This window comes from Leptospira ilyithenensis (assembly GCF_004771005.1).
Lineage (GTDB): Bacteria > Spirochaetota > Leptospiria > Leptospirales > Leptospiraceae > Leptospira_A > Leptospira_A ilyithenensis.
In genome coordinates this window covers 468,347-486,894 of the sequence record NZ_RQHV01000061.1, presented here as the reverse complement: position 1 = coordinate 486,894, position 18,548 = coordinate 468,347, and the positions used below count along the sequence as shown (strand labels likewise).

16 protein-coding genes are annotated in these 18,548 nt (G+C 39.5%); 10 read left to right on the top strand and 6 right to left on the bottom strand.

Annotated elements, in window-relative coordinates:
• Positions 1–3 precede the first annotated feature (3 nt).
• Genes mraY through EHS11_RS15635 form a run of 4 tightly spaced genes read left to right on the top strand, consistent with a single transcriptional unit; the run spans position 4 to position 4,791 of the window.
• Complete coding sequence (gene mraY, locus EHS11_RS15650; protein WP_135765298.1) at positions 4–1,116, top strand: phospho-N-acetylmuramoyl-pentapeptide-transferase; 1,113 nt, start codon at positions 4–6, stop codon at positions 1,114–1,116.
• A 4-nt stretch (positions 1,117–1,120) separates the two neighbouring features.
• Entirely contained in the window at positions 1,121–2,263 is a 1,143-nt protein-coding gene (locus tag EHS11_RS15645) for an FtsW/RodA/SpoVE family cell cycle protein (protein WP_135765297.1), read from the top strand.
• Positions 2,260–3,345, top strand: a complete 1,086-nt coding sequence (locus EHS11_RS15640) for a UDP-N-acetylglucosamine--N-acetylmuramyl-(pentapeptide) pyrophosphoryl-undecaprenol N-acetylglucosamine transferase (RefSeq protein WP_135765296.1) — start codon at positions 2,260–2,262, stop codon at positions 3,343–3,345. The genes EHS11_RS15645 and EHS11_RS15640 overlap by 4 nt, the downstream gene beginning before the upstream one ends.
• A 3-nt stretch (positions 3,346–3,348) precedes the next feature.
• Positions 3,349–4,791 carry a UDP-N-acetylmuramate--L-alanine ligase gene (locus EHS11_RS15635; protein WP_135765295.1) on the top strand — a complete coding sequence of 481 codons (1,443 nt, stop codon included), beginning with the start codon at positions 3,349–3,351 and terminating at the stop codon, positions 4,789–4,791.
• On the opposite strand, the gene EHS11_RS15630 is transcribed toward EHS11_RS15635, so the two are convergent.
• Genes EHS11_RS15630 through EHS11_RS15620 form a run of 3 tightly spaced genes read right to left on the bottom strand, consistent with a single transcriptional unit; the run spans position 4,792 to position 7,858 of the window.
• On the bottom strand, positions 4,792–5,907 hold the full coding sequence (locus tag EHS11_RS15630; RefSeq protein WP_246047944.1) for an ATP-grasp domain-containing protein: 1,116 nt from the start codon (positions 5,905–5,907) through the stop codon (positions 4,792–4,794).
• A 24-nt stretch (positions 5,908–5,931) separates the two neighbouring features.
• Positions 5,932–6,423, bottom strand: coding sequence for a 5-(carboxyamino)imidazole ribonucleotide mutase (gene purE, locus EHS11_RS15625; protein ID WP_167884472.1), 492 nt, complete (start codon positions 6,421–6,423; stop codon positions 5,932–5,934).
• Positions 6,424–6,469: 46 nt separating this feature from the next.
• Positions 6,470–7,858 carry a UDP-N-acetylmuramoyl-tripeptide--D-alanyl-D-alanine ligase gene (locus EHS11_RS15620; RefSeq protein WP_135765294.1) on the bottom strand — a complete coding sequence of 463 codons (1,389 nt, stop codon included), beginning with the start codon at positions 7,856–7,858 and terminating at the stop codon, positions 6,470–6,472.
• A gap of 54 nt (positions 7,859–7,912) precedes the next feature.
• Here EHS11_RS15620 and EHS11_RS15615 point away from each other — a divergent pair, with 54 nt between their 5' ends.
• The 3 genes from EHS11_RS15615 to EHS11_RS15605 are packed head-to-tail and all read left to right on the top strand — an operon-like array spanning position 7,913 to position 11,217.
• On the top strand, positions 7,913–8,986 hold the full coding sequence (locus EHS11_RS15615) for a Gfo/Idh/MocA family protein (protein ID WP_135765293.1): 1,074 nt from the start codon (positions 7,913–7,915) through the stop codon (positions 8,984–8,986).
• A complete protein-coding gene (locus EHS11_RS15610) occupies positions 8,983–10,632 on the top strand; it encodes an ABC1 kinase family protein (RefSeq protein ID WP_135765292.1) in 1,650 nt (549 codons plus the stop codon). The genes EHS11_RS15615 and EHS11_RS15610 overlap by 4 nt, the downstream gene beginning before the upstream one ends.
• 15 nt (positions 10,633–10,647) lie before the next feature.
• The gene (locus tag EHS11_RS15605) at positions 10,648–11,217 is read left to right on the top strand and encodes a lipoprotein signal peptidase (RefSeq protein ID WP_135765291.1); all 570 of its coding nucleotides are present in this window, start codon (positions 10,648–10,650) and stop codon (positions 11,215–11,217) included.
• 2 nt (positions 11,218–11,219) lie between these two features.
• Here EHS11_RS15605 and EHS11_RS15600 read toward each other — a convergent pair whose 3' ends face one another.
• Positions 11,220–11,927: a carbon-nitrogen hydrolase family protein gene (locus EHS11_RS15600; RefSeq protein ID WP_135765290.1), complete on the bottom strand. Its 708-nt coding sequence runs from the start codon at positions 11,925–11,927 to the stop codon at positions 11,220–11,222.
• 2 nt (positions 11,928–11,929) lie between these two features.
• Positions 11,930–13,891, bottom strand: a complete 1,962-nt coding sequence (locus tag EHS11_RS15595) for a hypothetical protein (RefSeq protein ID WP_425460594.1) — start codon at positions 13,889–13,891, stop codon at positions 11,930–11,932.
• Between the two features lie 152 nt (positions 13,892–14,043).
• On the opposite strand from EHS11_RS15595, the gene EHS11_RS15590 reads away from it, so the two are divergent.
• The 3 genes from EHS11_RS15590 to EHS11_RS15580 are packed head-to-tail and all read left to right on the top strand — an operon-like array spanning position 14,044 to position 17,453.
• Positions 14,044–14,835, top strand: coding sequence for an AAA family ATPase (locus EHS11_RS15590; protein ID WP_135765288.1), 792 nt, complete (start codon positions 14,044–14,046; stop codon positions 14,833–14,835).
• Between the two features lie 3 nt (positions 14,836–14,838).
• Positions 14,839–16,050: a VWA domain-containing protein gene (locus EHS11_RS15585; RefSeq protein WP_135765287.1), complete on the top strand. Its 1,212-nt coding sequence runs from the start codon at positions 14,839–14,841 to the stop codon at positions 16,048–16,050.
• Between the two features lie 59 nt (positions 16,051–16,109).
• Positions 16,110–17,453 carry a PrsW family glutamic-type intramembrane protease gene (locus tag EHS11_RS15580; RefSeq protein WP_135765286.1) on the top strand — a complete coding sequence of 448 codons (1,344 nt, stop codon included), beginning with the start codon at positions 16,110–16,112 and terminating at the stop codon, positions 17,451–17,453.
• Here the strand turns inward: EHS11_RS15580 and EHS11_RS15575 are convergent, their stop codons facing one another.
• Positions 17,454–18,518, bottom strand: coding sequence for an LB_137 family protein (locus EHS11_RS15575; protein ID WP_135765285.1), 1,065 nt, complete (start codon positions 18,516–18,518; stop codon positions 17,454–17,456).
• Positions 18,519–18,548 lie beyond the last annotated feature (30 nt).

Here is an 18,548-nt window from a genome sequence, read left to right as displayed (position 1 = left end):
TATATGTTTCATTGGATTTATGAGACCTTCGGGAATGATTTGGGATTTTTAAGAATCTTTCATTATGTTACGTTACGAGCGATGATGGCTGGACTAACTGCCATGTTTATTACCTTCCTTTATGGAAAAAGGATGATCTATTTTTTGCAGTCTTTAAAATTCAAAGAATCCGTTCGAAACGACGGGCCGGAATCTCACGCTGCCAAATCGGGAACTCCCACCATGGGGGGACTCATCATGATCGTATCCTTGAGCGTATCAACTCTTCTTTGGGGGAATCTTTCCAATCTGAATATTTGGCTGCTTCTTTTTTCCGCAATCGCTTTCTGCCTGTTAGGGTTTGGTGATGACTATATGAAATCCGTAAAAAAGATCAAAGGTGGGATGAGAGCGAGAACCAAGTTTATCTTTACGGTTTTGATCGCGCTGACAGTCACATCGACTTTTTATTATTTCACAGGCAAACCGAATACTGTAGAGAGCAAGGGAATTCCTTTCGAAATCACCGATCTATTCATTCCTTTTTTAAAAGGTCCGCTCATTACTTTGGGTTTTATGGCAATTCCTTTCGGAATTATCGTGCTTATAGGAAGTTCACACGCAGTGAATCTGACGGATGGTTTGGACGGACTGGCAAGTGGAACGGTTGTTATTGCTACGGCGACTATGGCCTTACTTGCTTATGTTTCCGGAACTCCCGTTGCTGCCAATTATCTGAATGTTCCGTATCTGCCCGGAGCTCATGAATATTCTATTTTTCTCGCAGGGCTATCGGGAGCCTTACTCGGATTTTTATGGTTCAATTGCCATCCGGCACAGGTATTTATGGGAGACACAGGATCCTTGTTCTTAGGTTCCACTCTTGGCCTAACTGCTATTATGCTAAAAAAGGAAATATTACTGATTATCTTGGGAGGGATTTTTGTAGCTGAAGCACTCAGTGTAATGTTACAAGTAGGTTCATTCAAATTGAGAGGAAAACGAATTTTCAAAATGGCTCCTTTGCACCATCATTTCGAACTTTTAGGTTGGTCCGAAGAAAAAGTAGTGATTCGTTTTTGGATCGTGGGAATCATACTTGCGATTATTTCTCTTTCTACTTTAAAAATCCAGTGAACCTATGATTTCCGCTTTAAGAGAAATTTTTGTCATCGGCAAATATAAAGTAGACTTGCCTTTGCTATTTTCTCTTTTCTTTCTATTTGGATTTGGCGTTATCGTGATGTTCAGTGCCTCCGTGATCCCCGCCGAACGAGAATTTGCCGATCCAAACTACTATTTGAAAAAACAATTGGTTTGGGGAAGCATAGGAATCGTTTTATTTCTTTTATTTGCACAAATTCCGTATTCACTTCTTGTTAAATTGTCTTTTCCCTTTTGTTTACTCAGCGTAATATTACTAGTTTCAGTTTTTATCCCCGGAGTCGGGAAATCCGTTAACACGACTTATGGCAGAAGTTTCAACCGCTGGATTTTAATAGGAGGATTTCAGGTTCAACCTTCGGAGTTCAGTAAAATCAGTTTACTTCTCTTTTTATCCCTTTTTTTTCAATCATTCGACCCGAAAAAAAACCAATGGAATAGAAAGAATATCGTATCCGTTCTTACTATTCTTATCATTTTGATGTTGATTATCGCCGAACCTGCGTTTGGTACTACGGTTGAAATACTTGTAGTGATTTTTTTCTTTGTTATTATGGTAGGGTTTCCCATCAAGAAGATTTTTATCCTCGGTTTATCCATTCTTCCCCTTTTACTCGTACTTGTAACTCAGGTAGGCTATAGAAAGAAGAGGCTTGAGATTTGGCTCGATCCTTATAAATACAGATTCGATGAAGGACACCAGCTAGTGACTTCTTTTCGTGCGTTTTTTGACGGAGGCAGTTTCGGTCGTCCGATCGGTTCGGGTTATTCTCATAGATATTTGGCCTATAGTCACACTGACTTTGTGCTTGCATCTTTTGTAGAAGACTTCGGTTTTTTGGGATTTATCATTTTCTTTGCAGTGACTTTGTTTTTTCTCTATCGGATCTACCTTTTGGTTTTGAAAGTCAAAGACAAGTTAGGTTTCTTTTTAGGAACTGGAATTTTACTTCTATTGTCGATCCAGATTCTGATCAATCTTTATGTAGTTACCGGTCTTGCACCGGTGACCGGAATTTCCCTGCCATTTTTAAGCTACGGGGGATCTTCTTTGATTACGATTTTTATACTTATGGGAATCCTTGCCAATATTACCAAGAAGGAGAATTTGGCCTTATGAATGAATCAGTCATTATTGCTGCCGGCGGAACAGGTGGCCATATTTCTCCTGGAGTAGCACTGGCCGAAATTTTGGTGGAAAAAAAGGAACACTTCCATGTTTCCGATGTATATATTCATTCACTTCTCAGAAACCAGAACAACCCGGATTTGCAAAACGCTCCTTGCGAAGTTCTTTGGCATAATGTTCCTCAATTTCGAGGCTTATCCATACCTATCTATCCGATTTTATTTTTAATCCAATTTATCAAAACGATTTTAACATTCCGAAAAAGAAAGGTAACAGCGGTTATTGGGATGGGAGGATACTCCAGCTTCCCGGCTATTCTATACGCGATCCTTTTCCGTAAGAAACTATTTTTGTGCGAACAAAACTGTATTCCAGGAAAGATCACCAGGTATTTTGCAAAATACGCGGAAAAACTTGCACTTAGTTTTCCCATCAAGAATTCTTTGGCTGTCCCGGTAGAAACAAAAATCATAGGAAATCCCATTCGTAAAAAAGTAGTTCCGGAGTCCTTGAATATAAGACAAAATGAAAACCTACATGATAGTAGAAAGAATACCGTCAACGTTTTAGTGTTAGGTGGTTCACAGGGAGCACGTCAGCTCAATAACATGATTCTTAAAACCATGGAGAATTCCGAAATTTCACAAAAATTCCGATTTAGAGTTCTCACCGGAACTTCATTGTACGATGAAACGGTCAAAAAAGCAAAGGGGCCGGCGGAAATCATTTCTTATGCTAATGATATGAGACCTAACTACGAATGGGCGAATCTGGTTGTTGCCAGATCAGGGGCGGGGGTCATCGCCGAATGCCTCGTATTCGGACTTCCTATGGTATTAATTCCTTATCCTTATGCAGCGGACAACCATCAAAAGGAAAATGCCGAGTATGTTGAAAAGGAAGGTGCTGCCTACACCATTCAATCCACTTCGGAAGATCCGTCTCCGCTCGTAAAATACCTGTTAGACTGGAAATCAAATCCGGAAGAACTTAAAACAATGGGCCAGAATTCATTGCGCCTTTCAAATGTAAATGCGGCATACCAAACCGTTTCCTACTTTTTCTCTCATTAAATTATGATCATTGAAGATCTTCCCGGCAATCAAGTTCTTCTCCTGGGGATTGGGGGAAGCGGTATGTCCAGTTTGGCCCATATCTTATTGGATTTGGGTTATCAAGTATTTGGTTATGATAAAAAGGAATCGGACATTACTCTTTTTTTGAAAGAAAGAGGTGCAGAGATCCAAAAAGACATTTTAGGATTTGATCCGAACTCGATTGATTTTGTTGTTTTCAGTTCCGCGATCAATGATGAAACCAACGGAATTTTTCGAAACGTAAAGGCACTGGGAAAACCACTTTTTCATAGGTCACAAATCCTTCATAAAGTATTCGGAAGATTACAATCAATTTCCGTTGCAGGCTCCCATGGGAAAACTTCCACTACAGCTATGATTTCTCAGATTTTGGAGAAAACAGGCAAAGATCCGAGCATCATGATCGGCGGGGATACGGATCTACTTGGTAAAAAAGGTGGCAAAGCGGGGAAAGGGGAATGGGGAGTTTACGAATCAGATGAATCCGACGGAACCTTTCTCGGGCATACTGCTTCGATTCGAATTGCAACAAACGTAGACAATGACCATCTGGATTATTACGGAGATGAAAGAACGTTGCAGAACGCTTTTGTGAAATACCTTGCTCCAGGATCAAAAGGTAATGCCATTGTTCAGGCACATGACCCGGGAATTTTAAAAGTTCTGAAGTTACTTTCCAAAACGAATTCACCGGACCCGGAATTTCATCTTTGGCTTTTGGGTGACAAAGATTTGTTTCAAAATTCGGAACAAAAAGATCTATTTTCCGATTTGAAAATAACGTTAGGTGATAATGTTCGATTTATACATTATAAAATCGAAAGAGAATGTTTGTTATTTGATTATGAATCAAACCAGTATGAAGTAAAACTTCCTTTTTCGGGAACTCATTATCTTCGCAATAGTTTATGCGCTATTTTCGCAACCTTCGTGGTCGGCTTGAATTTTACAGAATCGGTAAAAATACTATCGTCCTATGTGGGTGTAAAAAGAAGACAGGAAACTCTTGGGATTAAAAATTCGATTACAGTCATGGACGATTACGGTCACCATCCGACCGAAATCAAAACCGTGATAGAATCATTGAAACAGTCTTATCGGAACAAAGGAAATTTAGTCGTTCTGTTCCAGCCGCATCGTTTTACCAGAACCGAAATTTTGCAAAAGGACCTTGCCGAAGCACTTTCCCATTCGAAAAATCTATTTTTACTACCTATCTATTCCGCAGGAGAAAAAGAAATCCCGGGCATAAGCACAGCTACCATAGCAAATCACTTAACTAATAAAAGTTATACGCTTTTGTCAGGGATGATCGACGAGGACTTGAAAGAAATAGAAATGATACTGGAACCGGGAGATTGTTTGCTTTGCATCGGAGCAGGTAACGTCCGTTTGTGGGGAGAAACTTTTTTAAAGACCTGACTAAATCGTAAAAAATAGCGGATTTACGTCCTCGAAATTTCCTGAAAAATTGATATGACCCATTTTCCTTCCCACTCTCGGATCTTCCTTCGAATATAAATGCAAATGATAACGATCGTCACTGACTAGCTCGAAACATTTTTTCAAAGATTCGCCATATTCATGACCTAGGATATTTTTCATAACCGTAGGCGCCGGATTGAATCTTGTCGGAAATTTCTGATTTGTAATCGCAAGAATATGTAATAAAAACTGCGAAAAAGATTCGGAGTCCTGACTAAAATGACCTGAGTTATGCGGACGCGGAGCAAATTCATTCAAATACAGATCGCCGTCTTTTACAAAAAATTCAACTCCTATGGTTCCGATATAAGAAAGGGAGTCGGCCAGTGTCTTAGTAATGGAGACCGCCTTTCTTTTTAAGTCCTCGGAAATTCGGGCAGGAAAAATGGAAACATCCAGAATATGATTTTTATGAATATTTTCAATCGCTCCGTAGGAAATAGATTCTCCGTTTGAAAATCTGCATAAGATTACACTGATTTCCAAATCGAACGAGATTACTTCTTCGATCAGGTATTCTTCTTTTCCAGTTGGAAAATGACTCGATTTGAATTTTGAGAATTCGGAATCATTTGTTACTTTGGCCTGGCCTTTACCATCATAGCCGAATCGTAAAGTCTTGATGATCCAAGGAAAAGGAATCGAAACGGAATCATTTGCATTATCTTTTGTTAAATGATAAAACTTCGGTGTTTTCAGACCCAAAGTCAAAAAATGAGATTTTTCCAAAAACCGGTCTTGTGCTATCTTTAAAGCGGAAGGAGGAGGATAAATACTCAGTTTGTTTTTTAAGGAATATTCTTCTAAAAAATCAAGAGTAACGCTCGGAATATTTTCAAACTCAAAACTAAGTACATTGATTCGGGATAAAAAGTCGGATAATTTATTATGATCAGAATATTCTCCCGTGATTTCCAAAGCGCCTGCTTTCTTAGAAGGAGAATTCGAATCCGGAGAATAACAGATCACATCGAAAGCAAGCAAATTGGCTTCCTGGATCATCATCTGACCCAATTGTCCCGACCCTAAAATTCCAATTTTACGTTTAGTCATTATGATCGTAAGCCTTGCGAGAAGTTAAATCAACAAATCTTTGTTATGTGAGACAGCTTCTTCTTTGTTTTTTTCCGCATACAAAGAAAGATCTTTATGTAAGCCGGGATTTGAGATGGAAAGAATCCGTATGGCGAGGAGGGCGGCATTTGCGGCTCCACTTGTTCCGATAGCAAGTGTTCCCACGGGAACACCTTTCGGCATTTGAACAATGGAAAGCAAGCTGTCCTGTCCGGAAAGTGCTTTGGATTGAACCGGAACACCTAACACGGGTAATGTAGTAAGGGAAGCGACCATACCAGGCAGATGAGCTGCGCCGCCGGCCCCTGCAATGATGATGGAATATCCGTTTTCTCTGGCATTTTTTGCAAATTCAAACATCAGTTCGGGAGAACGATGCGCCGAAACGATTTCCTTATGGTAAGGAATGGAGAACTCTTCCAAAAGTTTGCAAGATTCCTTCATAGTCTCCCAGTCGGAGTAAGAACCCATGATGACTGCAACTTTTCCCTTGATTTCCGGCATAAACTAATTCTTTCAGAGTGTCCTTAAATTCAAGCCTTTATTCTTCCCAATCGGCAACCAATGTTTCCATTTTCATGGAACGGGAACCTTTGACCAAAATCACCGTTCCCTTGGAGGCATGATCCTTAATCCATTTAACAAGTAGAATTCGACCCTCTTCTGTTTCATCAAAAGATAAATTGAATCCTATCTTTCTTGCATTTGCAATTTCTTTCGCGTCTTTTCCGTAGGTGAGTAAAATGCCTTCAGGAAAATCTTTCAAAACAACCCCGATTTTTTTATGATAGTGTTTGGAATATTTTCCCAGTTCCTTCATGGTTCCGAGTACCCAAACCAAAGGTTTCCCCGAGGCAATCTGAACACTTGCAAGGATGGAAGATTCCATAGATTCTGGATTTGCATTATAAGTGTCGTTGATGATTGTATAATGTTTCTTTTGAATGTTCATCCGTTTGTCGGGGGGATGATAGGTTTCGATCGCGTTTACCAGATGGGCTTCAGGTAGTTTTAGATATTCCCCGATCGCAAGCATTCCCCTAACATTACTTAGGAGTGCGATCCCCGGAATTTTCCAATGAACCTGGTGGCCACGGTAAGAAAGTAAAAATCCTTCCTTTGATTCCTTTAGGATTTTGAGATCCGACTTTTCCGATTGTTTCCAAAACATCAGATTCTTTTTTTTCTTTTTCAGATAAGTCTTCACTTCACTCAGATAGGCAGCATCTTCAGGCAAAAATAATATTCCCGCTTCATTCATACCTTCCGTTATATCCGCTTTTTCCAAAGCGATGTTTTCCGGTTTTTTCAAATACTCAATATGTGCCGATCCGATATTGGTAATGAGGGCTATGTTCGGATTTGCAATTCGAGATAATCTTGCTATCTCTCCCCGATGGTTCATCCCCATCTCGCAAACCACAACTTGCGTAGACTCTGTAATTCGAAATAAGGTAAAAGGAACTCCTATTTCATTATTATAATTTTTTTCAGTTACCACCAAACTCGACTTAGGTAAAAATCGGAATAAGTTTCCAACGAGCTCCTTGGTGGTGGTTTTTCCGGAGGAGCCTGTTACAGCAATGATCAAGGGGGAAAAACGATTTTTATGAAATTGGGCGAGTATACCGAGACTGGCCAGACTATCTTTGACAAGGATTGCCTTACTTTTGTCAGATTCGCTTAACTTATGTAAAATGGGGTTCCCCTTTTCACATAAAAAATAATCGGCACCGCGGGAAATCGCGTCGGGGATAAAATCATGGCCGTCCCGTTTGTCTTTTAAGGGAATAAACAGACTTCCCGGTTTGCATTCGACTGAAGAAGTGGAAATGTATTTAAAGAGAAAACCGGAATCCGGCCCAAAGGAATCCTTTTGATTTAATACCTTGAGAACGGTAAACAAAGAATATCGAAAATGAGAGATCATATTACCCTTGACCATTCTGAATAAGATAGGAAGGATTTGGAAGAAAAACTTAAGATGTCAGATCGTAAAATCAAAGTCATTCTGGTCGGTTTGGGTAGAATTGCTAGCAAATTGGAACTGGATCCGTTTCGTAAAAAACCATGTACTCACGCAGGTGTATTGTTTTCCGGATTCGGTAAAAAGAATTTTGAACTGGAACTTGCCGTCGAAACCAAAGAGGAAAGAAGAAATGACTTCAAAGACCAGTGGGGTCTATCTTCGGGATTTCCCATTTTTGAAAATCTGAACCAATCCCGAATGCAAATCGAAGAACTCACCGGTTCCCAATCCTTTTCTCATCTTGCCATCATTGCAACGCCTTCTTCCAGCCATTTCCATACAGCCAAACAGTTATTAAACTTTGGAATTAAAAACCTACTCATCGAAAAACCGGTGGCAGTTTCCAAAAAAGAAGGAGTCCTATTGCGAAACCTGATGAAAAAAAAGGGCGCACGTATCTGGATCAATCATGAAAGACGTTACCATCCTCAATACAGGTTTGTTCGGGATCTTATAGAAAAGGGAAAGTTCGGAAAAGTACAATCCGTACGGGCAAATGTTTTTACCTCCGCAAAAAATCCCGGATCGGCGTTTTCCAAATCGGGAGGAGGGCCCCTCCTTCATGACGGAACCCATGCAATGGATCTGATTCATTGGCTTTTCGGAAAACCAAATCTCAATTATGCGAAACTCGTTTTCCCCAAACTGGGAACTATTGAAGACAGAGCAACCGCTTGGTTTTCCACAAAAACAGGCATCGAAATCCTTTTAGATGTTTCCGGGGGAAGGGACTATTTCCAGTTCGAAATGGATATTCTTACAAGTTCCCATCGTTTGATTTTATCAAATGACGGATTTCAATTTTGGGAAGGGAAAACTTCCCGGCTTTATAAAGGTTTCCAAAGCCTAAGCCCGGTTCAAATTCCAAAATTTCCCGATTCTGAAAAATCAAATGCATTTTTAGGTATTTATCAGGAAATCGTAGAGGTAATCCAAGGTAAAAAAAATAGACAAGAAGGCAATATTGAGGATAATATTCACATTCTGGACAGTTTGGAATCAATATATAATTTTAGGAAATCTGAATGAATCCGGAACCCAAAGTCCGTTCTTTAAAAATTTACTCTTTCGTTTTTAAGACGATTTTTGCTTATTATCTTAGATCCAAACTTCTGAAAAAATTCATTTCGGAATCTGCCTGGGAGAAAAAGAAGAAAGTTTTTCTTTCTAAAAAAGGCAAAGAAGCAAAAGATATATTCTTCTCGTTAGGTGGAGTTTATATTAAAATCGGGCAATTTATCAGCAATTTATTTCATCTATTGCCGGAAGAATTTTTATGGGAACTCCAGGACTTGCAAGACAGAGTTCCTTCAAAACCTTTCTCTGAAATTCAAAAGAGATGGCATTCCAATTTTTCCACACCAATGCATGAGGTATTTCACAATATAGGTGTGGAAGCCCACGCAAGTGCTTCCACTGCACAAGTGCATATCGGTTATTACAAAGACAAAAAAGTAGCGATCAAAGTCCTTTATAACGGAATCGAAGAAGAAGCGAGAGCGGATTTAAAGACCATTAAAAAAATCATCTGGATCGTGGATCGGTTTTTGTTTTCCATTTCGGGGAGAGAAGTGGCAAATCAATTGGAAGAAATGATTCATAAGGAATTGGATCTGAGAAACGAGCTGCACTATTTGCAAAAAACAATCCTGGCCTTTCAAACGGAAAAGGATTTTTGTTTTCCCGAACCGGTGATTGAGTTTTGCACCAAATCGATATTAGTTACCGAATTTATTGAAGGGAAAAAAATCTACGAAGTCCCTCCTCACGAATTCGGAAACAGAAAAAATCCTTATTTGGAAAAACTCATTCGCGGCTATATGTTGATGATTTTCGACTACAGGTTTTTCCATGCGGATCCTCATCCCGGAAATCTGATCTTACTTGAAAACGGCCAATTGTGTTTTATCGACTTCGGAGCTGTCCAGGAAATCAGCGAGGACGATTCCAGAAACCTGGAAAGGCTTCTCATCAGCTCCATGCAAAAAGACTACCATACGATGGCGGAAGTACTCATCGAAATGGGAGCCGTGAGCGAAAATCTCAAGAAGGAAGAGCTTTGTAAAATTTTAAAATATTCTCTGAGCAAACTCAATCGCATTCTATCTTCTACTAAAAATTTCAGAAATATAGGCTGGGATACCTTAAAGCCTGGAGAGGATTTACGTTTTTTACGTGAAATCCAAGTTAGCTTAAAAAGACTTCTCGCCGCACTGCAGCTCCCTCCCAATTTTTTAAGCTTACACAGGGTTCTCGCTCTTCTTATGGGAAATTTTTCCTATCTGGATCCAACCAGATCATTGTTCGAATATGCGGAAAAACCTTTCCAACAAGTGGTTTTGAAGGGCAGCTCCTGGAGAAAACGTTGGAGGGAAGAGGGGGAAGAAATCGTGGCAAGTGCACTTTCCCTTCCAAAAGAATTAAATGAATTTTTTTATAAACTGAACCGTGGCGAATTTAAATTCCAATGGATCGAAGACAAGGACACCGCAGAACGCAAAATTCTTTTGCGCGAATTGCTTAGTTTTGGGGTTCTGGGGTCTTTATTTTTCTATTTCGGAATTTACTATGCAGAAAAATCCTGGAAAGAACCAAGTCTGTTATTTTATATGCTAGCAGGTCTTTCCTTTTGGTCTTTTGCGCGCTCCGCATGGACTTATCAAAATAAAAAATAGTATAAGAGTGTATCGATGCAATTTCCCGAACTTCCTAAAAAACCTTTTTTGTCGGTTTATAAACCCCAATATATTGCCTTTGTGATCTTTGGACTGATACTCGACTTGGCAAGCAAGTACATCATCATCAAAAAAATGCAAGCGTATGAAAGTATTCCCGTAATCGGAGATTTTTTCCGCCTTTCTTTGACATTTAACACTGGTTTTGTTTTCGGCCTATTTCAAAACAACGCACTTCCTTCTTTATTTGCGACCAGCTTCGCCATACTCTTTCTGATCTTTTATCGTTGGTCCAATTCCGATCTGGGAAATCCTTGGGGTTGGAATTTAGTCATGGCAGGTGCCTTCGGAAATTTAAGTGATAAGTTTTTTGTAAAAATCCCGGGCGAAGGTTTTCGTTTCGGATTTAGTCCCGAAAGGCCCGGAATTGAATTCATAGGCGTCGTTGACTTTTTAGACTTTGAATGGCCGAACTTTCTACTCTTTGAAAGATGGCCTGCATTCAATGTGGCGGATTCCTGTGTTTCGATCGGAATTGTGCTTCTTCTACTCACAATGGATTGGAAAGAAGAAGCTAAAAAATAATCTTATAAAAAGAAATTAGAAGTAATTGTGACAGAGAGAGTTTTAAAAACCTCTTTGTCTTCTTCCATTTTCCCCACTTTCCAATTTACCCCTGAAGGAGAAGCATACAGACTTCTCCCTTTTTTGTTTTCGGAAACCCCACAAACACGAATTATGTGAGTTTTTGTTTTTTTGGAAAGACTTGCAAAAAAATCCAAGTCTTCTTCGTAGGATCTTACCCCTTGTTCCGAAGAGAGATGAAAAATCACCTCGATCTTTTCTTTTTCAAAATGATCCCAAATAGACCGATTGTTAATATCTTCTCCGATTAAAATTCCAAACCGAAGACCACCCATAATGAAAATGGATTCCGTTTGGCCCGGAAACAATTCGGTTTCATCGGGAGCCAAAGTCTTTTTCTCGTAAAAATCAACTAAGACAACGGATTGAATGATGGGAGAAGCGGAAACCAATTTGTCTTCTTCATTTTTTCTGTAATGGGTTCCCCCAAGCACAACGCCCTTGAACGTTTCTGAAATCTCAAGTAAATGGTCTTGGTATTCTTTTTCATGTTTGGCGGCAGTAATCGCAGAGTCCGCTTGAAAGAAAAAAGGAAAACTCTCCGGTAAAAGTAGGAAATTGGCTCGTGCTAGAGCTATCTTTCCTATTTCGTCTTTTGTGAACCGTTTGTGAATATTCTTTTGATAGATGGAAATTTTAATCGTTGGCATTCTTAAATTGGGTTTCCTGTAGGGAAGATGTCATCTTCATCATGATCGACATGCTCCAACTCATCGAGATCTTCGTCTAAAGGATCAGAATCTTCGGAAGAGGCGGAAGGCGGCTGCGCAGGATTAGTAGTAGGCGGTGCAGCAGCGGATTCCGTTTGGCCTCCGGCAAGACTTGATTCTTCCAACCCGGGATTTTCACCTGCGTTTTCTTGTAATTCCATTCCGAAAGATTCTTTCATTTGTTCCGGAGTCAGTTCGACGAGACCGCCATATAGATCTCCAGATTCAATCCGATCAAACAGTGCTAATGCGAAGCAGTATGCTTCCATCACACATTGTTTGATCGGTTTTTTGTTCAATCGTTTGCGGGATTCCATTGCATCAAATGTGATTACGTCATTCATATTCACAACGATCTCTTTCTTTGATTTCATATCTTTGATGAGATCCAAAAGAATGTCTCTTGACCTTTGAGCGAATTCTTTGATTCCCATTCGAACGGTTCTGGACTGACCGGTTCGTTTTTGCTCAATGGTTGTCAGCTTTTTAGATGCTTCTATATAATTGGCACCGGGATTTGCTTTGTGTTTTTGGAGTTCACGGATCACATCAAGATAGATTCGGTATTGATCAGTAACGGGCCTTGTGGATTCGTAAATATCCAACATTTTCTGACGGTAATCTATTTTGACTCCGTTCAAATGGACTAATTTCAAATCTATTTTTTTGGTTGTTAATACAAAAGAATACTCATCATCAAACTCTCTAAAATAAAAATAAGAAAGTAGAACCTTATCCGAATCAGGAACAAATCCGAACTCATTCTTCGGATCAAACTTCTTACGAAGTTTGGCAATGGAATACATCTGCATAAGCCGAAGTCCGTAAGCTTCTTCTTTAGAAAGGGAAACGGGTTCTTTTTCGTCTTCCTTGGCTTTTTCCTTTTCTTCTTCCTGTTTTTTGGCTTCTTCCGCTTTCGCTTTCGGATCTACTCCACCTGGAACGTTTTCACCGGCTTTTCTTTGGCCTGGGCGATCTTCGGGAAATATTCCCAAAAGCGATTCCATATAACGGGAAACAAGCGGAATATTTTTGTTTTCCGCCCGAATCACTACCAGATATAATTTTTCAAAGAATGTATTGAATAAAATATCTATCTCTTGGGAAATTTTTCTTTTTTTGGAAGCGTATATCAATGCAGGTTTATTTTCAATTTTCTGCATTTCATCATAAGCTTGTAAGAATGATTTTTTCAATGTCTCTTGATAGGGATATAGAATGTACATCTTTTTAAAGAGATTATAAATCGGTGTTTTTACTCTTTCTATTGCAACGGGAGATTCGGGAGCGGCAAGAATCGGCTCCGTAATGTCTGTTAGCTCGGGACCATTGTATAATTTCTGGCACATGGCAATCAATTCCACAAGCAACGGGTTGATCTTGTCCAGTTTTGCGGATAATCCCGGTGATACGGAAGGGTTTCCCAAAATTTCAGTGGCACTATAGTTGCATTCGATTAATGCCTGTTTGCCTTTGGTACTGAGCTCATGCATAAAGCTTGGAATCAAATCACTGGAACCGAAAGCGGTAACCCTTCCCATCCAACACTTCAGCTTAACGGAAAATCGTGCGATGAAGCCGGAAATTTCTTTCTCGTATTCAAGTTTAGGATCTACTCCCGGTTTGTTATCGCTAACCCCCGAACCTGATTTGGAATCTCTTCCCGATCCGCCGCCACCTGACCTGGATCTGGATTTTCCTTCATCACCGGAACCACGTGAAACAGTGCTTTGGCGAACTTTCGGCTCTGGGCGATTGCGCTTGTTCTCTTCCTCTTTCGGATCAGGTTTCTCTTTTAAAACCTCACCCCCAGCGCTCACGAACTTGTTGAACATGTCCTTTCTGGCAGAGTCATCCAGGCGATTTACGCCAATTGAGCGTTTTGTATTATCGAATTCTGGCATATTTATAATTTCGAACCCTTTACTAGATTAGAGAATTCAATTTCTGGTAAAAAGCAATTTTTAATGGATAATTCCCCAAATTCTGGATAAATGGGACTGGCGGGCTCCGCAAACCCGGCCAGAAACCAATCAAAATCGACAAGGCAGAAGAAATGGCTGATTATATTCTTTCCGATGAACTCAAAGAGGCGGTTTTAGTTGCAGAAATCACACAAAGACCTCTTCTTTTAAAAGGAGAGCCGGGCACCGGAAAAACTCTTTTAGCAACCCATGTTGCCGAATCCAAAAAATTGCCTTTCTACAGATGGCATATCAAGTCCACGAGCCTTGCCAAAGAAGGACTGTATTTTTACGATGCAGTCTCCCGATTGAACGATTCCCGTTTTTCCGATGAAGATACAAAACTAAGGGTTCGGGAGGTAAAAAATTATATCCAACTGGGAGCTCTGGGAGAAGCATTTTCTTTTCCCAAAAGGTCGGTGGTATTGATAGATGAGATCGATAAAGCGGATATAGAATTTCCGAACGATCTCCTCTTGGAGCTGGACAAAATGGAATTTTTCATCCCTGAAACCAAAGAACATATCATCGCAAAAGAAAGGCCGCTTGTTATCATCACCTCCAATAATGAAAAGGAACTTCCCGACGCGTTTTTAAGAAGATGTATTTTTCATTATATAGAATTTCCGAATCGGGAAATCATGAAAGAGATAGTACATTCCCATTTTCCAAAAATTGAAACTGAGTTTTTAGAGAAAGCATTGGCGATGTTTTATTCCGTTCGCAGGATAGAGAGTTTGCGTAAAAAACCGTCTACAAGTGAATTATTGGATTGGATTCAGGTACTACTTCATTCGGGCGAAAAATTGGAATCCAATACGACTATCCCATTTGCAGGAACTTTGTTTAAGTCGGAAGACGACTATAGGGTTCATTTAAACTAAGTTATGTTTTTGAATTTCTTCTATACTTTGAGAAATGAATCAGTTGCTTGTTCCACAGGAGAGCTTCTGTCGTTTCTTACGTCTTTGCAAAAACTGACTGACCCGGCAGGATACATTTCCATGGAAACTCTTTACCGGGTAGGGCGTTTGAATTTTGCAAAAGATATAAAGTATTATGACGGTTATGATTTGGCATTTTCCAAAACTTTCGGAGGACTTTCGGAAATAAGGATTCCTTTTAGAGAATCACTTCTGGAATGGTTGGAAGAAAAAGCGGATAGAATTCTATCTTCCGAACAAAAAGACAAAGCCCCTAACATGTCCATAGAGCAGGTGTTAGAAGAATTAAAAAAAAGATTGGAAGAACAAAAAGGCCGCCATGACGGGGGAAACAAATGGTTAGGAACCTCGGGAACTTCTCCTTTCGGAAACTCAGGATTCAATCCGAACGGGCTGAGTATCGGCGGAGATATGGAAGGAAAGGGCGCCCGCACGGGAGTCAATCTTTGGACTGAAAGAAACTATCGTGCTTACAGGGAAGATGAGATCCTGGATACCCGTTCCATTCAGATTGCTTTGAAAGAAATCAGGGTATTGCAAAAGGAGGGTAGAAAAGAGATTAACATAGATAAGACGGTAAAAAGAACCTGTGAAAATGGAGGTGATATCGAGATTATCGAAGAAAGATCGAGAAAAAATGCATTGAGATTGGTTTTGATCCTCGATATAGGAGGGAGCATGACCCCTCATTCCGATAGAGTAAGTAAACTATTCAGTGCCAGTAGAAGCCTTTATCATTTCAAGGAAGTTCATAATTTTTTCTTTCATAATATCTTTCATGACCGTTTGTATGAAACACACGAGTTCGGCAAAAGCATTTCTCTCAAACATTTTGAGGAAAAATTTCGTAAAAACACAAAGCTCATTTTTGTAGGGGATGCTTATATGGCTCCTTACGAACTTATGAGCGCTCCTTATAACCCATATTCCTATCATAAAGAATCGCAAGAAGAAAAAAACAGAAAAAGGAAAAGCGGTCTCGATTCCTTGAAAGAATTGATTGATAAGTTCCCCGATTCGGTTTGGTTGAACCCTGAGCCTAAAAAATTTTGGACAGCACCAACCATTCAGGCAATTGAAGACGTCGTGACAATGTATCCTCTCACAATAGAAGGAATACGCAAATCTGTCAGAAAATTATTGGGAAAATCATAACCGGGAAAGACCCTTTCTTTCAATTTGACGATTACGAATGTCGTTAATTAAGATACGATATGGCATCATTTTTAAATTTTTCAAGTTTGATCATGTTTTTGATCAATTTTGCCACGCTCGTATTTTATTATTCTTTTTATAGGTTTCATTTTTACCGTCATTCGGAATCTTTTTTACATTATACTGCGATTGCATTTTCCATTTTCAGCGTAGGTATAGCTTTAGCATTACAAGCGCTAGTTTTGGCTGTCAATCCTTATCCGGGACATGAATTCAAAGCAATCGTGCTTTCCGGTGCAGTGGAGGAATTTTCCAAATTACTGGGGATTTATCTTTTCTTTCGTAAAAACCAGGATGAATTTACAGTGACTGACGGTATTTTTTACGGACTTGTTTTAGGAGGAGGATTCGGATTACTAGAAAACATTCTTTACTTCATCGATTCGGCGCTTTGGTCTCAAGTACTTAGATCCATTACTTCGCTCCCCATTCATATGATCAACGGAGGGCTCATAGGAGCTTTCCTTATGATTTTTTTATTTTCCAGCAACAGGATTTACCGCTTCATACGGCTTTTTATAGGAATCGGTTTTTGTATGTCAATACACGCCCTTTATAATTACTCCTTATTTACCGATTCTGGAATCACTTCGATTTTACCATTTTGCATTTTGATTCTTTTCTTTATTTTAGAAGTAACAATTGCTAAATCAAGAATTCTATTACCCGGTTCCATTCTGAAACTTATGAATATGACCGTCGAAGATTACGAAATTTTAAGCAGACACAACAGACATGAAGGCTGGATCCAGAATGTACAAAAACATATTCTTAATGAAAATATCAGCTTGTTTCAAATCCCGAACATCCGAGTCAATTTACTGACTGCATTTTTTTTGGTTCCTTCTATAGTTTCCATTTTAGTGCTGATCTACCACCCGGAGCTGATCACACGTAATTTTACCGATCTTGAAATCAAAGATTATTTCGCTTTGTTTGTGATTTATCCCGCAGTCATTGGAATCATGTTTTTTTTCGGGGGAGTATTGAATCCCTACTTTTTCAGAGATAGGATGCTTGCCGTTCCTTTGTTCGGATCAGTGGATTTAAAATCGGAAAACGATGAAGAAAACACTTCTTTGTTTTATATTTATTTGAACCAATTTTATGTCCCGGTTTCCAAAATGTATCCACCAAATACAAGAGTGCTATTCGACTTATGGGTCGGAGTTACTTGTTATAAGAACATCAAAGGAAGAATCATTTGGACCAAAGAAAACATGGAAGGGAACTGCGGTGCTATGTGTGAGCTGGATGCGATCGAATGGAAGTATTTGATCCATTGGAATCTGGTTCGTTCCCGCCAAAACTTTAAGAACCTGTTCATAAGAACAAAAAATTAATTAGAATCGGGATTCGACTTCGAGAGTATATTGGATTTGTTCTTTGGAATTCGTTCCCCCATAACTACGGTTTTGTGAAATCACACCTGCTTTCGCATCAGCCTTCAACCACACGGATCCTGTATTCCCGTCTTTGGATTCCACCTGTCCTATATAAAAATTATCAAACAAAGAATAGGCAAGTACTGCGACAAGTAAACCGCTGTACATTTGAAATCTTTGGTTATGAAAGTCATATCTGTCCGTAGAGAGGACATTACTCACCACATAAATTCGACCGTCGGAACCCGGAATAAATTCCTGGCTTCCGTTGATTGCCTGCACCGATTGGTTGTATTCATAGATCATTCCTATCACAGATAAGGCTGCCGTTCCGAAAACCAAAGTGGATTTGCCGTATTTTTTTTCCATAAAAGGTCTGTATCCCGGAATCAGCTTCACCGAATTGGCTGCTAAAAATTCTTTCAGTTTGTTTTTTTTGGGGATGGAAAAGGTTTCGAAATTCTCCAATTCAATGATCACCGTTTTTTTGTCTTTCTCGTTTGAAATCAATTCCAGGCGATTTTCTTTGAAAGACTTCAGGCTGGCAAATCCGTTGAAGCTTTTAGATTTCCAGAATCCGGATGTACCCGGTTCCAAAAACCGAATGATCTCTTTTCCCTGAATATTTTTGATATTCAATGTTTCAATCGATGGAAACGGAAAAGATTCCAATTGGAGCGGGCTTTCCTGATAAGAGAAAGAAATTTTCTCAGAATTCAATTTATGCAAGAATAAGTCGCATCTCTCCTTACCCCATGGTTTTGATTCCATACAGAAAGGAATTCCATCATAACCGATTTCAACCCCGATAACATCCTGAAGAGGGTATTTACTGACCTTGCCTTCTTCTTGCCATTCCAACTGAGTAGTAGTTACGATGAGCACACGCCCGTTTCTTACCTCGCCCGATTTCAACTTCAATTTGTCCGCAAACGAAGGCAAAACCGATAAAAGGATCAGAATAGAGAAAACAATACCCTTATTGTTTTTTCGGGAAGAATGAATGTTCGGGATGCCGGTCAAAGTTGCTTTTCTCTATTTTATGATAGATTT

What these genes read in the sequence shown, in the direction of transcription:
- mraY (WP_135765298.1), top strand. Translation starts at nt 4, where the DNA reads ATGTTTCATTGGATTTATGAGACCTTCGGGAATGATTTGGGATTTTTA.
- EHS11_RS15645 (WP_135765297.1), top strand. Translation starts at nt 1,121, where the DNA reads ATGATTTCCGCTTTAAGAGAAATTTTTGTCATCGGCAAATATAAAGTA.
- EHS11_RS15640 (WP_135765296.1), top strand. Translation starts at nt 2,260, where the DNA reads ATGAATGAATCAGTCATTATTGCTGCCGGCGGAACAGGTGGCCATATT.
- EHS11_RS15635 (WP_135765295.1), top strand. Translation starts at nt 3,349, where the DNA reads ATGATCATTGAAGATCTTCCCGGCAATCAAGTTCTTCTCCTGGGGATT.
- EHS11_RS15630 (WP_246047944.1), bottom strand. Translation starts at nt 5,907, where the DNA reads ATGACTAAACGTAAAATTGGAATTTTAGGGTCGGGACAATTGGGTCAG.
- EHS11_RS15620 (WP_135765294.1), bottom strand. Translation starts at nt 7,858, where the DNA reads ATGATCTCTCATTTTCGATATTCTTTGTTTACCGTTCTCAAGGTATTA.
- EHS11_RS15615 (WP_135765293.1), top strand. Translation starts at nt 7,913, where the DNA reads ATGTCAGATCGTAAAATCAAAGTCATTCTGGTCGGTTTGGGTAGAATT.
- EHS11_RS15610 (WP_135765292.1), top strand. Translation starts at nt 8,983, where the DNA reads ATGAATCCGGAACCCAAAGTCCGTTCTTTAAAAATTTACTCTTTCGTT.
- EHS11_RS15605 (WP_135765291.1), top strand. Translation starts at nt 10,648, where the DNA reads ATGCAATTTCCCGAACTTCCTAAAAAACCTTTTTTGTCGGTTTATAAA.
- EHS11_RS15600 (WP_135765290.1), bottom strand. Translation starts at nt 11,927, where the DNA reads ATGCCAACGATTAAAATTTCCATCTATCAAAAGAATATTCACAAACGG.
- EHS11_RS15595 (WP_425460594.1), bottom strand. Translation starts at nt 13,891, where the DNA reads ATGCCAGAATTCGATAATACAAAACGCTCAATTGGCGTAAATCGCCTG.
- EHS11_RS15590 (WP_135765288.1), top strand. Translation starts at nt 14,044, where the DNA reads ATGGCTGATTATATTCTTTCCGATGAACTCAAAGAGGCGGTTTTAGTT.
- EHS11_RS15585 (WP_135765287.1), top strand. Translation starts at nt 14,839, where the DNA reads ATGTTTTTGAATTTCTTCTATACTTTGAGAAATGAATCAGTTGCTTGT.
- EHS11_RS15580 (WP_135765286.1), top strand. Translation starts at nt 16,110, where the DNA reads ATGGCATCATTTTTAAATTTTTCAAGTTTGATCATGTTTTTGATCAAT.